Below are 15,594 nucleotides of genomic sequence, written 5' to 3' on the forward strand. Positions count from 1 at the left end.
TCTATTTGATTTTATTGATTATCGTACGTATAGTCGCCATATTAGTCTGATCGAAGCCATCCACCTTTTTTATACGGTAAACTGAACAAGTCAGCTTGTTTATATCTTCTTCACGAACTTTACCACGAGTGATAAAATCCTTGGTCACAATTATGCACTGTTTGTCAATCTTATCAATGACGTTATAGAAATCACTTTCCTTTGAATCGCCAAATGACGATGTCGCTGCATCAAAAAACAAAGGATAATCCTCATCCCTCTTTTCTTGAGTAAAATCAGAAATAGCAAAGAGAACAGAGATATACATCACTGTTTTCTGAGAGCCAGAAGGATTGGTGATTTCTGTGCCATTGGAGCTATAGAGATGAATCTCTGTTGAATCGTTAGCAGTCTGCACTAAGCGCACTGTTCCATGGAAGTCATTTGCACTAAGTTTATCTAAATATTCATTAGCTCTTTTCTCCAACTCTGTGAGGAATCTTCGCAAATTATCCTTTTGTGCACGGAAAAAGGCCTTGTTTATTTCCTCTAGAACCTTGTGAACTTTCTTTAGAATTTTAACCTGAGAATTTGCAGGATTAAGATTATTCATCTGTTCCTTCAACTCGTCCATTTTTGATATATTGTTCTCCAATTCATCTTCCAACTGACTCAGTCTGACGGATGCTCGTTCTTTCTGTTCATACCAGCCCTTAATATCATTGAACTGACTCTCAAGGAGGCTCTCAGAAACATTACCAGCTTGAATAAGGATACGAGCCTTTTCGTCTTGCAAATCCTGAATATCCTCTTCAACGTCTTTCAACTCATTTTTTCGCAATGCGACAAGATTTAGCCAGTCGTCAATTTCTCCTGATATGCCGAAAATTTTAGATTCTTCGGGACCGCTGAGTGAAATACTGAGTGAATGTAATTCGGTAATATAGTCATTTTTAAATAAAGATTCTTCATCAATGGATTTTATTGCAGCGTCACGCTTACACTTGGCTTCAACATGCGCACGGTATTCTTCGAGACGATGAACCATAAAGTTATATGCATCAGATCCCTCAGAAGCTTCACGACCACATACTTTACAGATGTGGTCATTTATCATATCTTCCATAGTTTCTTGGTTAGGCAAATACCATGGGAGTTCTGTTGCACCATTTACCAATGCACCTTGAATTTCCTTGATAGTCTCAAGTTTTGCTTTGGCAGCGGCTTGTTGCTTGTCGAAATTCTTCTCTTGAACACGTCTTTCTTTACTAAGAGCAGCACACTTTTGTTTAAATTCCGTTAGGACATCTCCAAATGGTGCTAATATCCAATATTCGTCAAGAAGACAATGATTGTAGTCTTTCTTCTTGATTGTTGCCATGAGCTGAGTTTTCTTTGAAGTCTTAGTTTTAAGGCGTTCTTGGATATCACGATATTTTTCTGAAGTCTCTTGGTTTTGTTCAAGTTTGTTGAGATTAGATGAGAAAGTGGCGATTGCATCTTTCTTGTCCTTGATATCCTCTTTATTTTGTTGGATTTCGCCACTTAGACGCGTCATTTGCAATTCAAGAGATTTTGTCTCTTTTGAAATCTTGTCATCAGATTTCATCTCTTGTAACAAAGCCTTATTTGCCTTTTGCTCAAATGAGTCTGTATTAGCAACAAGCCCATCAAACTTATGAATATCAGAGAATTTGTCGACCAATGTCTTCAAGGAGGCTGCGTTATCGAATACGCTTAGATCAGATTCACCTTTGAACATACTAAATCTACGAATGAAAGAATCATAGCATCGTGTTATCAACTGCTTGCCATCCACAGACTCACGTTCAATTCCATTAGTCTCGTACCCATGATAAGAAGCATTACTTACACTATAGGTATCATGACCTGTCTTTACGATTGAAAAAGATTTTTCAACCATCTTCTCTCCATCATGGTCAAAAGTCATTGCCACATAAACCTCGTCATGTTCGCCAATTTCCAGCTTAGACTTTCTCATTTCCGAAACGTTGGAAAGGTTGGCACGCTCTGATGTTGTGTCAAATAGCCATTCCAAGGCCTCAAAAAAGGTGGTTTTACCATCTCCGTTGTCACCAAGAATTAGCGTGAGGCCATCAGAAAACTCAAAATGGTTATTCTCACCATAATAGCTTCTGAAGTTTTTGATATCGATTGATTTGATTCTCATACGTTACGTTTTAGATAATCGTTAATCTCTTTCCAAAGTTCTCTTTCTGTAGCTCCTTCATTTGTACGACTAATAATTTGTGCAACTGCACTGATAACACAATTGTCGGAGTCTATTGCTTGGTATATATTGCCAATGTCTTCCGCAGTGTAACCACCAAACTCCATCAGCTTATCATCAAGTAGTACAGCCTGAAGTATCTTTTCGTTGTTTGTCATTGATGCCATTTTGTTAGAATATTGACAGGTTATAATAATTTGTTATTTCTTCTAATTCAGTGTATGCAAAGGCTGGATTTTCGGATAATCTAGCAAAGTCTTTGACCCTTTGCAATTCTCCTTTTAGCAAGTTACGTTCCATGTTGTAATTTTCCTCTGTTGAATCAAATTCTGGTGCTACTACAAGGTCATGGATGATTGCGATATGCTTATCGGGATGTTTTCTCAATATACGACCACGACGCTGGATAAATTGTCTTGGATTTCCTGTACTTGCACAGAAAATTGCAAGTTCGCTTCTTGGAACATCAACCCCTTCATCCAAACATTTCATGGACGTAAGCACTTCGATATCACCAGTAGAAAATTTACTCAGCACTTCGTCTCTGTTCTGAATACCAGATATGAACTTCTTTACCGTAGTTGTTGGACTAACTTCTTGAACAATTTGAGTGTATTTGTCAATCAACTTATCTACATCCATATCATCAGTTGGATTGTCGGTTGTAGCATATTGAGTGGAACTGTCAAGTTGCATACCCTCAGGAACATAAACAAGTGTATATTTGAGACTTCCGCGTTCTTCAAAGCGTTGCCTTACGATTTGTCGGAATACTTCTTCCTTATTCTGGGCTTTATGAATGATTCTCTTACGTTTGAGTAATAGGCGCATTAGAATATCATCCACACCAGAGAAAGAACCTTCATCTATATTATAGAACTTGGCAAGCTGCAAAGAAATCTTCTTGTATTCAGCCATTTCATCCTCATTCAAGCGTACAACATGTGGAAAGTATCTATATCGACAAAGAAATCCATTGTCGATAGCTTCCTTCATAGAATACTCAAATGTATATTGGGCATCGCACCCAAAGAATTGCATAACAGCCTTGTTTCCTTTATCGTCAAATTGACGTTCGGGGGTGGCAGATAAACCAATACGGCGTAGAATCTTCACCCTATCTAACTTTGACATGATATTTGGTGCACCAATATTGTGAGCTTCATCTGCAATTAATAACATCTGTCGCTGTATTTTCTTACTCAATGACATGAGCTGCTTAAATGTAGATTCTCTTGAGAAAGATGCATACGTGGTAATGATAATAAACGACAAAGATGATTCATCGCTCTCGGCAAGACTCTCTTTTAGTTTTATGTCATCAATCTCTGATCTCCATCCTTGGTTTTTAGAACTCACTTTGATAATGTGGCTAAAATTGAATCGTTTACATTCATCCTCCCACTGTTCAACAAGGGTAATCGTAGGCACAAGTATCAAAGCTTGATAGAACTTAAATTTATTGTAAATCTGCAATAAGCAGTTCAGTGAGGTCAAAGTCTTTCCTGTACCAGTAGCCATTGCAAATAATCCCTTTTGTGATGCCTTCCAGTTATTGAAAGCCTCTTTTTGATATGGCCTTGGTTCAGGAAATGGAAATTGAGGAGATAGTGGTACAGACCGCTCTTCTTTAATATTCTCTTTCCCTTTATTCAAGGTATCAACTATTACTGTGACTTTGGCTTTTGCACGTTCTAAAATCCTGCGGATTGAATCCGACGTGCTATTCTCTGTCCTACTATAAAGAATACGTTGTTCATCTTCTAGAAGCTCCTTTATATCCTTATGTTTATAGGTCTTTGTGATATGCGTGATAATTTGGTCAGCTTTAAGATACTTGACCGTATCATCTTCACCAGAGAATGTACGATTGAAATCGTTGACAATATCGTTAATACGGTTCTTGTCTCGCTCTCCATCCCAATCACAAAATGCATTGATGCTCTCAATGTTTTCTACAAGAGCCATTCTTGAGAAGTTACATGAACCATCAAATGCCACTTTACTAATACCGTCAGAGAACATACCACATTTAGAGTGTGCTATACCATTACCAACCTTGGGTGTAATAATCTTTATTTCAATACGCTCATTTTTGATAAGCCAAGACAAGCACTCAAAAAAATGTTTATCACGCTTAGAAAGAGTATATGATATACAGTCTATTGCATTAAGGTCAAAGTACGGTGTGTTTACTTCCGATTCACCAACCACAATAGCATTGCGATCTTCCTCGGACAAAACATCGTTGATAATCAACCTCATTCTACCACCGTTATAAAGAAATGCGGCAAAACCATCAGCTAACACATTGATCGCTGATGATGAGAAGAATCCCAGTTTAATATCGAATGTTGTAGCGTTACACAATGCCTCAGAGAAGAAGCCTAGTGGCTCCCACTCTGTTCGCGACATGAAACGCCTACTGTCCGGCCATATTACATCAGTTTTCAACATACAAATTTATATTTCTGCATGATGCGACTTAACTCATTAATCACATAATCAATAGATATAGGTCGTTTCTTTTTAGAATGATTGAGCATATATTTCAATACACTATATATGTCATCATGCCCATCAAAGAAATCAGATCGGCGAATGTTTCCAATAGGTGCATTTCCTTGAAGTATATACCAAAAGACCTTTCCTAATTGAAAGACATCTGACTGGTGATCTATATTACAGTCAAATTTGTATTTATTATTATCTGACTGAAGATACTTATTCATAGCTTCTGGTGAAAGCCATCCTTTAGGACCAATAAAATCATTTTTCTTATCATATATGTTGTCTTTATCACGAAATGCTATAAGCCCAAGATCACCAATCTTCCATGTATCATCAAACATGAGTATATTATCAGGTTTTAGATCTCTATGATAATATCCTATATCTTTCAATTCTTTCAGACCATTAGCTATTTGTAGGCATAAATCTATTCTATTCCCAAATGGAATATCATTATTCTCTAAATAGTTTTTTAAATCTCCAGAAGCATAATCCATTGTGTAGAAAGGGAACAGATATGTAGGACCCTTGCCGCCTTCTTTTTTTACTTTGCAAGACAATTGACCAAAAGAAGCAATTGTAACTACATTATGAATATGGCGTTTTTTACATTCAATTAAAGCTTCAATCTCTCTATAGAAACGTTTATTGCCTTCAGATACTGAATTATTATTATCTCTTTTATTAGAGATCTTAATAACTCTATCAGGAACAGAACTACCATCGTCTATATAATTTTGTGCTTGATATAAAGCGAATACATAAGAATTGGCACCTTTGCTATTCTTGTATCCTGGGCTGATAGAATCAACAAAATAGTCAATACCATCAATCGTAATTGCATTATTAGTGATTTCTTCGTATATACGAATACAATTGCGATCATAGATAAATGGTGTATTTACTATCATAGTCATAATTACTTTATACAATTTACAAGTAAATACTTGTCGTATTTTTTAGTAGAAAGATTTTCCTCAAGTTCATTTTGGGCAAAATCCATTAACTGTATTTGTTCCTCGCTCGGTGTATTTGACTCATTTGCGAGCATATTCTCAAAGAATAGCAGCCTTTTCTCCCTAGCTCGCTTTGAATTAGATTGACTTACACAATTAATAGCATATTCTTTGAACAACTCGTAGTCGTCATTTGATGGATAAATAATACCATTATCACTTATATACAATAGAATTTTATATTGCTCTTTCAATACGATAATAGAATCATCGATATGTTTATCTATAAAACAAAATAGTGTATAAAAATCATTACGCTGTTTGTATCTTGTTTCGTTGATTGGCTTTATGTCTTGAATAGCATTTACCCTATCAATAATATTGCAAAAACGTGTGAATTTCAATTCTGATACATCTGATTTTATTTTGCTCTCAAACAATTCTTCTACAGCATTTCTTTTATCTGTAATACCTTTTATCAGATATGCTGCTAATTCTTCTACGAGACTTCGATCATTCATTCTCATTACAGTCTTATCAGTAAAAATATCCAAGTCTATTAAGGGTTGATATTCGGACATTCTATTGACAAGATGCATGAAATCTGTATCATGATAATACGCATGATTTACTTCAGAAGGATTTAACTGCACTCCTCTTTTATTAACTAAATAAAAGAACTCTTCCTTCGTTTCTGTACTACCATTGAACTCCTCCAACAGAACAACATTTATCCTATAGTTCATAAATGTGTTCTCATTGTAATCTTTATAGTAACGTTTCGAAGAATCACGAAATTCATTCTTTATAAACTTATATATTGTAATAGCACGTTGCTGACCATCAACCATTTCAAATGTATTATCCTTATTTTTCAGAATAAAGAAGTTGGGTAAAGGATAACCTTTGCGAATAGAGTCAATTAACAATTTCTGATCCTTTGAGGACCAAATAAAGTTTCGTTGGTAAGGAGGACGGAGGTTGATTTTTTGAGATTCTATTAAATTTATCAGTTCACCAATAGTCCACTCTAAATTAGAATACTTCATATTATTACATTTTTTATATAAAACAATTCGCACAAAAGTTATCTTCATCAACATCACCAATATTGTCTGCTAATCGGCATGAGCCTGCTTGACGCTTAGCCTCTTGTTTCTTGATAGCATCCAATTTAATTTGACGGATACGCTCTGGCTTGATAAGGTCTGCCAAACTCTCATTTTGATTCCAAGTATAACCACCTTTCTCAAAATCCATTGCTTTTTGATAGAGGTCAGGATGTTGCTCGTAAAGCCATATCCATTCTATTTTTTGTTGGAAAAAGCAGAAATAGCAACCAGAACGACTACGATTGTACGTACCAATCTTTCCGTCAACTTCAAACTTAATGGGTTTGTAGTAATCAGGTATACCGACACCACTTTCTTCAAGGATTCGGAATATGTCATCCCTCACGAGAATATCGTCATTATCAACTAATGGGAAATCGTCAAGTTTACCTACAGGATAATCCGTAGTTTTGAGGAACTTAAATACAGCTTTATTAAATAGTTTTGTATCCAAATCTAGTAGCGAATTGGTCTTTTTACTATAATAGAAATCTTTTGTGAGAGGCTTCTCAATAATCTTCTTCGCTTCGCTCAAAGTTTCTTCATCACACAATGAAGTATATATTTCTAAGAGTTGAGCAATGTTATTGTTGCTAAGTACCTTGTTTACAACATCCACACTCCAAATATTCTTGCGAAAAGGGAATATAGCTTGAATGTTAGGTTTAGTGGAAACATACCCTTCCCGGTCTTCATCTCCACGAATACCAACATAGGAAATTGTAGGTGCATCTCCCACAAACTTCTCCATTTCGGCTAATTTCATTTTCTGAGTGCACCAACGAGCTTGAGGCGAAGGTAAGTAGTTACCAGACGCTTTTAAAAAATGTTCAAATGGTGTTGGCTCTGGACTACCAGCAGCGGCTCTCAACATCGTTATACCACCAAGGTATGTTTCAAGACGACTTATCAATAGTTCTGTCTCTGCCAGTTCACAGCCTGTATCAGTATTATAATACTCCAATTTCATTTGTGGATATTTGTTCTTGAGGTAAATGGCTAATGCTGCACTGTCTTTGCCTCCTGATATACCCAATATGTGTCGTACCATATTTATCGCAATTTTTCGTTCAACATTTTGAGCAATATACAAACATCTAGCTCATCGTTACCAGATAATAGTGTTTGTATCCTATTTTCAATTTCTGCAACTTCTGCAAGTTTTACTTTAGGAAGACGATAAGTCCTACTTGATTTGAAATCACCTTTGCTAGTCGCCAATTCAAAGTTAAATGCCACTTCGTCAGTTTCATTATTAACTTCATTGAACGCTGTATATCGTTCTAGTTCTCCAAACAAGTGTGTAAGATTCGATAAAAACAAAGCTTCTTCTTTATCTTCTATAGATTCTATTTTACGGTCGAATACCACCAAACCTATTTTCTCATAAAACTCACGCTTATTATCAGATGGAGCAAGGACTCTATCCAAAAATGATTTAGATTTAGTTGTTAACAATCCTTTGTTTATACTTGAATAACGCTGAACCAAAATCTCTTTATATTTTATATAGTCGTGAGGCAGTCCTAAATATCCTACCACAGCATCTTCAATACGATCTATAAACAAATCATAACAGATAACCAATTCGTGAACAGCGGTTTTGATAAGCTGCAAATACTGAGCAGCAAATTCTTCATTATGAAAATCATTGTAGCCCAAAGCTGCTGGTATATCTTCAAGAAATGCTTTGCATGGGTCTTTTGCTGTTGCTAAAACATCTCTAAATTTTGCGGTCACATCGTAATCAAATTTACGAGTAGTCTTGGCATATTTGTTCAAGCCGTTATAAAAGTTGAAGAATGGGCGGATTGTATCCATAAGAGAATTGGATGTTATGGTTTCTCCACGCTCTTTATTCAGGAATTCTCTGTATTTATTGAATAACTCCAATTTGATACCGTTAACATCAAAAGCTTTTATCGTAAAGTCATTCAAGCGTTTCTGCAATAGCTCAAACAATTCTTTATTAATATTCAGAACAAATGTTTCGCCATTATAAAGCGCAAACTCCTGTTGCCTTACAAATAAAAAGATGGGCAACCAGAAGTCTATGACACCTTGTTTCAATTTGTATGGACGCATTTTTAATGTCTTTACTAAATCTGACAGTTTAAAGGCTTTCTCTGTACTTTTTGCTAAAAAATCAGAGCAAACAGTCCATAGCGATTGAAGATTTGGAGTAATTGGCTCTCCTAAGATCCACAATCCATCTTCGTTTTGGCGATGGATTCCGGAACTCTTAAACAATGTATTGTATATAGTACGCTCAGGCGGATATTGGGTTGGAGAAAATCCAAAATCTTCTTCTTGCCAATGCTCAATCATTGCATCTAACAGGTTCACTCTTGCCAAAGAAATTGCCGAGCTTATTTTCTGCTTGTTAAATAATTCATTTCTGATGATAGGTGTTTCATTATATACTACATCGCAAACAGTAGACAGAAGTTTATTGAAATCTTTTCGACTCTTTATTATCTGTTGTTCTCCATTGAAAAACCATTCAACCTGACCATTGGGCATTTCAACGCAACTATTAATAGCTTCATTAAGTAATTGCGCCTCAAAGGACTGTTGCTTAAGTATCTCTCCTTTTGCGATTCGGTCTTCCAACACCACATTATCAAGGAGATATTGCAGCTTCTTTATTTCATATAGGTGTCTGACAATTTTTTCTGTATCATTAAAGTAGGCATAGACTATGGCTTTGCCTGAACTCGCAGACAACTTCAATATGCAATCTTTAATATCCTCTAAAGGGAAAATCAGGTTTATAAAGCCATCATCGTCACCTGTTGGTTCTACATCATATGGTTCATTAGAAACTACATACTGGAAATAACGAGGAGTTCCAGTCCTATAGTATGAGGCAGATGCTACGACAACGGTTTTCTTTACATAAGGAGCAATTTCTGCTGCGACCAACTTTGGTACAGGTACAATTGTGGCTGCCTTATATAGTTCATCTTCAATATTTATATCTGTACCCTCAAATAAAATGAATTGAGATTTATATGCAGCAAAACGAATAATCTTGTTCGCGGTCAATTTCTCAATAATACCTCTTGGATTCTTTATGCCCAATGCCTTTAAAGCGTAAGTCTCCAAGAATGCTAAATCAACGACCACACCATTATAGAACAAGTTAAGCAAACCGATAGACTTAACAATTTTAAGTGCATCATCGATGTTGTTCTTATTAATGATTCCGCTTTCTACTCGTTCTATGGCAACACGAATAGCACGCCAGTTGGTAGAGTCAAGATTTGTTTCCGCCAAAGCTGTGTAGAAGTTATATATGACATAATCATAGACAACAGCCAAGTTATAAGTCGTTGTGTCATTTGGGAGAAAACTGTTTATTGAGTTGGATGCAGTGTCATGCAAGAAAGAAAATAGTGTTCTCTCATTCTGCCCATACCGTTGAATAGCCAGTGTCAAGCATGAAGCAGCTACCGCATCCAATGGATATAGCATCTTAGACGTTCTGACTGTCAGCGACTCTGATATGATTTTATTTTTCTTTGCCAACGAAAATATTTCAAGGAAATTCTCTTTGGCATTATCTGTCATTGTCTTTGATTTGGTTAGACTTTCGGCTGCCAAAAACAATAGTTGTTCTACTGGCTCTGCGAAAACCAATTCTTTAAAACGCCCCTTTACCTTTAACCACTCATTTCTTTGAGTTTCTGTAAGTTTGTGAGCATAGGATCCAAAATTTTGGTGAAGTGTGGTAATAAGTATTACATTTCGAGATGAAACATTAACAAACTCTGCTAATGTCTGTAAAAAATATAGTTCTTTTTCTGGATTATTGTTGGCTGCATGTTCAAGTATCTTGCCAAATTCATCAATGAAAATAAACAAGAATTTATTCTGATCCTTTAATTTTATCAAATACCTTGTCAGTGTACTAAAAACGTTTTTGCTATCATCGGAAGGAGCAATTGACAGCTCCTTTGATAACAACGTCGAAAGAGATGAATAGTCTCCTACGATATTCATAAACTCAAAACTCTTGGCATCTGCAAAAACGCTTCTTTCCGATACCAATTTTGATTTATTGTTGAGTAGGTCTTGTTCTAAAGCCATTAGGAAACTAGATTTTCCTGTTCCGTATGTTCCAATTATCAAGAATGAGTGAATTCCTGATTGGAAGCTATCGACTATATTGCCATACACCTTTTGTGCATTGGGCGTAACGATGTAATTGAAATTATCGCTCACGCCTTGGCTTATGTTTATAGATAAATTAAATTTCATCGTTGTTATAATATCTATTCAGCACTTCAAGTATATTTAATTTCTGGAGAAATTGTACATTTCTAATTCCGCTATTATCTGTGTAGCTAATTTCTTTGGGGTATTGTTCACTTAGCGAGCGTACTACCATCAAGAAAGAAGAAGTGGGAATGCAGAATATCAATGATAGTTCTTGTAACTTATCAAAAGAAACTGTTTTGTCCTCTCCGGCTATATGAACCAATGCAAATAGAATAATCAAAGGATTAACTTGCTCTATAGAAATTTCATTGAATGAATACTTTCCTTCGTTCTCACGGAGAAGACCTAATTCTAACAAAATACTCGCATATTCTTCGTATCCTTTCGGACTTGTCGGTGCAAGATAGTTCTGCAAAAGCACTCTTATGTCCTTCTTTACAGTATTTTCATTAAACACGTTTTTTTGTTCAGGTACATTGCACTTTCTTTTGATAAATGAAAGAACTTGTTCTTTATCAAACTCTTTCTTCTCACGTTGCAAGTCAACAAAAAACAGACGATAAATACTTGAAACCGCTGTCACTACTAACATATAGTGAAGAATCCATAGGGTGGCGTTATCTTCGGCATAAGGATCTCTTCCATCTCTATCATCAAAGAGATAATGAGCAATCTCCGTTGCCTCGTCATCATTCAAAAGACCAAATGCCCTCAGCCAAAATCTAATTGATTGAACCATGTTTTTGCCGACACCGAGTTTTACGACAGCATCAGGGTCTGTAAATCTATTACGGTCAACCAAATAATCATATCCTTTCTTTAGCCACATAGACTTACAAGGAAATGATTCGTGACCAGAAAAACAATATCTCATTTTATCAATATTTTTAGTGTTTAGTATTATGAAATAGATTTTCTAATTCTCTCATTTTTTCTATCAATTCTTCGAACGATGGTTTCTCTCCATATATCATAGACGATTGCATGTCCTTGTAATCGTTGTACCAATCGTCCATAACATCATCGGGAGGTAGCAACCTTATGCGTTTGCGAATGTCGGGAGTATAATCCACCCCACTCATGCTTGTGAATAATTCACGATGATGGTGGATTGTATTCCAAAGTTCATCGTTGGCAATCGCCCGTGTCGCAATGTCAGTGCTCATCATTTGTGCCAAGTCATACAGATGGCGGGATTTGCGATTGGCTTCTCTTGAAGTTTGAGATGAAAAAAGTTCATGCAACAAAAATGCCTTTTCTAAGAATGTTTTCTCTGCCAAGGCTGTGGGTATCACAACCTGCTTAACTATCGTGCTAATAGGTAATGCGTCTTCTACAATGCTTGTTACCGTTGCTTCTGCTGTGGGTTCGAGCAAGGAACGAGCACCAACCTCCAGTTTTACCTCTGAATGCAAATAAGGTAAATCTTCATCGAAAAGAGACCTGTAACGAATGTGTATCACTCTTGGCTCCGGGTATGTCCCATCACCTTCACCGTCAGGGTCAGCTTCCACTAACAGCCATTTCTCCATACCTGTTTCAGTAACCGCCCTTTGTAATGACTGGCAAAGTTCGTCACGCACAAAGATGGAAGAAGCCTTACGTAGCCGTTTGATTTGCTTTTTCGTCAAATCTCCCTCAAATCCCCAAATGGACGGGTCAATGGCCAAGTCTATGTCTTCGGAAAAACGTCGTATCACTTTCCATACCTTACTAAGAGATGTTCCGCCCTTGAATACAAGATGGTCTGCTATAGGTAATGAGAATACCATTTGTAATACTGCCGTTACCCATAAGTCCTTTTCTACAGCTTGTACAGGCAAGCCTGTTTTATTGGCTGTTTGGGTAAACACCATTTGCTGTTGTTCCTTGGATAGTTGGAAATAATTATTCATACGCTTGTCTTGTAAAGGTTCTTATCCATGCTGGCATAAGTGCCTCATCTGCCAGCACGTTCTCTTTTTGCTCTTTCTGAAGCACATTCTTAATTTGCTTGGCTATATCGTCGGTTATATTATCTTTCCCTACTTCTTTTAGGGCAAACGTAACCAGCATTGCAAGTGAATTTGTGAATGAAAGATTCTTGGGAGTCGTGTATTTGAACTGTATCGAACGACCATTTCCAAGGCTTACCTTGCGTGGTGCACCGTCTGTCAGATAAACAATATTCATAGGCACTTGAGTAGATATACCCAATTTGTTCAGCGCATAAATACCAGTCGGCACAATACGTGCCTTATCCCTGCGGGCTATCATCTCAGCAATCTGTTCTATGGATGGCATCAATATGCCAAGTCCCAAGACCGTATCAATCTCAGGATATAAATATATACCTCTTGCCAAACGGATGATATCACCTTTTGCAGTCAGTCGTTCAAGACTTTTGCCAATAGCCTTTACTTCACCGTATGACGTAAAATCAGAAGGAAAGAAGATGCTTCCTCTTCCTTTGGCTTTAATAGCTGTCAAAATATTCTCTTCTATGCTTGTCATCACGTTCTGTTTGTCGCAAAATTATAAATTATTTGCGACAACTCCAAGGCTTGGGTAAAATATGAGGTATTAATTAACATTACATGCTGAGATGCTATAGTCAAATGGATTTGATGGCAACATTCACTCCCTAATTCTGCGTAAACAATGCGTAAACAAACGGTTTCAGTTAGGGGGATTTAGTGAGTTCCATAGGAAATAGAGAAATACGTAACTGGTTGAATTTCAATAAAAATTGCGATAACAAGCTATCGCAGAATATCATCTTATCGTTCTCATAATCTGGAGGTCCCAGGTTCAAGCCCTGGCTGGTCCACATTAGAAATCAAGCACTTACAAGATTTGTAGGTGCCTTTTTCTTTTGTTAGTGACCTTTAAGTGACCTTTTCGAGACAAAACTCATCTCCCGTAACCTTTTGATATTTCGTGAAATGATTAGTGATTAAATGACATTTCAATTATCAAACGATAATACTGAATACACCCTTTTTCTCTATGATGAAGCCATGATACACGGTGTAATACAAGGAGGATACATAAACACAAGTCATCGTTCTTTTCTGTCTATTTTTGGAAGGTTTCTGTAAATGATCTGTAAACGTCGTCTTTCTGACCAACATTCTGACCAACATTCATATAACCAATCATTACGATGCGTATTCAATTTAACACCATGCCAAGCACCTCATCTGCTAATTTTCCATCCTTTAGCTTGATTATGTTGTCCTTCTCTGTGTTGAAACCTAGAGCATTTATACTCCCATACCAAACGACAGACTTATCTATGATTACAGTGCAAAGTCTCAAGTCTGGTTTGCTGGTCACATGGAAGGCTAACGACACAAGAGAATCAACCTGTTCGTCATTAGTCGAGGTTATAATTGCTACTTCAATGCCATTGGCACTTTGTTCTTTCAGCAAGGAAACAAGTTTGTTGCTTGTAACTCGATATAATCTTGGCGAGGTTATGAAGACTGATTGTTTAGCATTGGCAATATCTTTTGCCAATGGTCTGAAAAAGCCCATTCCATTGAAGATCTGACTTTCCTCGGAAGTTGCAGGAAAATCACTAATCTCCCCAAATAGTGTTGGTTGACCCAACTGAATGGTTTGATACCCAATGGCGGCATACCCTCTCAGGCGCTTATGATACATACTGTCGCATACAGGCTCGTGAATATCAATGTAGTCATAAATACGCACATCCTTCTTTCCTTCGTTTTCGCGATGAAGACGACCTGCATATTGTTTCAATCGTCCTTTCCATGAGATTGGCAAGGCAAGGAATAATGTGTCAAGGCGAGGGCAATCGAAACCTTCACCCATGTATTGCCCTGTCGCAACTATTATCAGAGGTTCATCATCAGGAACTTCCTGAAGTTGTTGCAATGCTATGCGTTTTTCCTTGGCTGTACCCGATCCTGTCAACTGAATAATATGTTTTGCAGATGGTTTAAGCATATCTGCCAGGACATCCACATGCTGCTTGACGCTTGTCAGAACTAATGGTGTTCTGCCTGTTTCTACAGTTTTACGGACATCGTCAACAATAAGATTATTGCGGACTTCATCAATTATAAGGTTTTGCTGAATAGCCGTAAAAGATTGTTTGGCATCTGTTATGCTCGATAAGATGTGAATCGTGGAATGAGATACCTACGGAACGATTGTTTCTGGATTTGGCTCTTTGTATCAGCAGAGAAACGTATCGGGCCACATTGCATGAAGATTATTGGCTGCTGACCATCCTTGCGGATTGGAGTTGCCGTTAGCCATGCACGTATTGAGCCTTAACGGATTTTAGTACCTTTTCCAATGTGACAGAAGAAACGTGGTGACACTCATCCACAATGACCATTCCATAGTCTTGAACGAATGAACGAACTTCTCCTTCCTCAAAACATGACTGCATCAAGGCGATGTCAACCACTCCATGGATGGTGTTTGTAGTAGAATCCAGACATCCTATTGGCGATAACGCCTTCCTACGTTGGTAGTGTAAAATAAACTGTGTCACGCATTATTTCTCAGTAGAGAACCCATCGGTCGGGGAACGGCCAGCGCCAAG

At 37.1% G+C, this 15,594-nt stretch carries 11 protein-coding genes; all 11 read right to left on the reverse strand.

What is annotated here, in order from left to right; all coding sequences use genetic code 11:
* Position 1: 1 nt before the first annotated feature.
* The 11 genes from Q0Z70_RS06865 to Q0Z70_RS06915 all read right to left on the reverse strand — a co-directional run bounded on the left by Q0Z70_RS06865 (position 2) and on the right by Q0Z70_RS06915 (position 15,005).
* Positions 2 to 2,170 carry an AAA family ATPase gene (locus Q0Z70_RS06865; RefSeq protein ID WP_004323939.1) on the reverse strand — a complete coding sequence of 723 codons (2,169 nt, stop codon included), beginning with the start codon at positions 2,168 to 2,170 and terminating at the stop codon, positions 2 to 4.
* Positions 2,167 to 2,388: a hypothetical protein gene (locus Q0Z70_RS06870; protein ID WP_004323940.1), complete on the reverse strand. Its 222-nt coding sequence runs from the start codon at positions 2,386 to 2,388 to the stop codon at positions 2,167 to 2,169. The genes Q0Z70_RS06865 and Q0Z70_RS06870 overlap by 4 nt, the downstream gene beginning before the upstream one ends.
* A gap of 13 nt (positions 2,389 to 2,401) precedes the next feature.
* Positions 2,402 to 4,687: a DEAD/DEAH box helicase family protein gene (locus Q0Z70_RS06875; RefSeq protein WP_004323941.1), complete on the reverse strand. Its 2,286-nt coding sequence runs from the start codon at positions 4,685 to 4,687 to the stop codon at positions 2,402 to 2,404.
* On the reverse strand, positions 4,681 to 5,658 hold the full coding sequence (locus tag Q0Z70_RS06880) for a protein kinase family protein (RefSeq protein ID WP_032848600.1): 978 nt from the start codon (positions 5,656 to 5,658) through the stop codon (positions 4,681 to 4,683). The genes Q0Z70_RS06875 and Q0Z70_RS06880 overlap by 7 nt, the downstream gene beginning before the upstream one ends.
* 2 nt (positions 5,659 to 5,660) lie before the next feature.
* Positions 5,661 to 6,746 (reverse strand): DUF262 domain-containing protein, encoded by a 1,086-nt coding sequence (locus Q0Z70_RS06885; protein WP_004323943.1) that lies wholly within the window; start codon positions 6,744 to 6,746, stop codon positions 5,661 to 5,663.
* Positions 6,747 to 6,759: 13 nt separating this feature from the next.
* Positions 6,760 to 7,866, reverse strand: a complete 1,107-nt coding sequence (locus Q0Z70_RS06890; protein WP_025018537.1) for a hypothetical protein — start codon at positions 7,864 to 7,866, stop codon at positions 6,760 to 6,762.
* Positions 7,863 to 11,072, reverse strand: a complete 3,210-nt coding sequence (locus tag Q0Z70_RS06895; RefSeq protein ID WP_004323945.1) for an ATP-binding protein — start codon at positions 11,070 to 11,072, stop codon at positions 7,863 to 7,865. Before Q0Z70_RS06895 ends, Q0Z70_RS06890 begins: the two co-directional genes overlap by 4 nt.
* Positions 11,062 to 11,907 (reverse strand): DUF4007 family protein, encoded by an 846-nt coding sequence (locus Q0Z70_RS06900; protein ID WP_007841917.1) that lies wholly within the window; start codon positions 11,905 to 11,907, stop codon positions 11,062 to 11,064. The genes Q0Z70_RS06895 and Q0Z70_RS06900 overlap by 11 nt, the downstream gene beginning before the upstream one ends.
* 13 nt (positions 11,908 to 11,920) lie before the next feature.
* Entirely contained in the window at positions 11,921 to 12,928 is a 1,008-nt protein-coding gene (locus Q0Z70_RS06905) for a nucleotidyl transferase AbiEii/AbiGii toxin family protein (protein WP_007219209.1), read from the reverse strand.
* Positions 12,921 to 13,526, reverse strand: a complete 606-nt coding sequence (locus Q0Z70_RS06910) for a DUF6088 family protein (RefSeq protein ID WP_298073368.1) — start codon at positions 13,524 to 13,526, stop codon at positions 12,921 to 12,923. The genes Q0Z70_RS06905 and Q0Z70_RS06910 overlap by 8 nt, the downstream gene beginning before the upstream one ends.
* 660 nt (positions 13,527 to 14,186) lie before the next feature.
* A complete protein-coding gene (locus Q0Z70_RS06915; RefSeq protein ID WP_298073369.1) occupies positions 14,187 to 15,005 on the reverse strand; it encodes a hypothetical protein in 819 nt (272 codons plus the stop codon).
* Positions 15,006 to 15,594 lie beyond the last annotated feature (589 nt).

The sequence above is a fragment of the uncultured Bacteroides sp. genome, assembly GCF_947632445.1.
Taxonomy (GTDB): Bacteria; Bacteroidota; Bacteroidia; order Bacteroidales; family Bacteroidaceae; genus Bacteroides.

Excerpts from the sequence above, each read along its gene's own strand:
- Q0Z70_RS06865 (WP_004323939.1), bottom strand. The coding sequence starts at position 2,170 with ATGAGAATCAAATCAATCGATATCAAAAACTTCAGAAGCTATTATGGT.
- Q0Z70_RS06885 (WP_004323943.1), bottom strand. The coding sequence starts at position 6,746 with ATGAAGTATTCTAATTTAGAGTGGACTATTGGTGAACTGATAAATTTA.
- Q0Z70_RS06895 (WP_004323945.1), bottom strand. The coding sequence starts at position 11,072 with ATGAAATTTAATTTATCTATAAACATAAGCCAAGGCGTGAGCGATAAT.
- Q0Z70_RS06880 (WP_032848600.1), bottom strand. The coding sequence starts at position 5,658 with ATGACTATGATAGTAAATACACCATTTATCTATGATCGCAATTGTATT.
- Q0Z70_RS06910 (WP_298073368.1), bottom strand. The coding sequence starts at position 13,526 with ATGACAAGCATAGAAGAGAATATTTTGACAGCTATTAAAGCCAAAGGA.
- Q0Z70_RS06870 (WP_004323940.1), bottom strand. The coding sequence starts at position 2,388 with ATGACAAACAACGAAAAGATACTTCAGGCTGTACTACTTGATGATAAG.
- Q0Z70_RS06900 (WP_007841917.1), bottom strand. The coding sequence starts at position 11,907 with ATGAGATATTGTTTTTCTGGTCACGAATCATTTCCTTGTAAGTCTATG.
- Q0Z70_RS06905 (WP_007219209.1), bottom strand. The coding sequence starts at position 12,928 with ATGAATAATTATTTCCAACTATCCAAGGAACAACAGCAAATGGTGTTT.
- Q0Z70_RS06875 (WP_004323941.1), bottom strand. The coding sequence starts at position 4,687 with ATGTTGAAAACTGATGTAATATGGCCGGACAGTAGGCGTTTCATGTCG.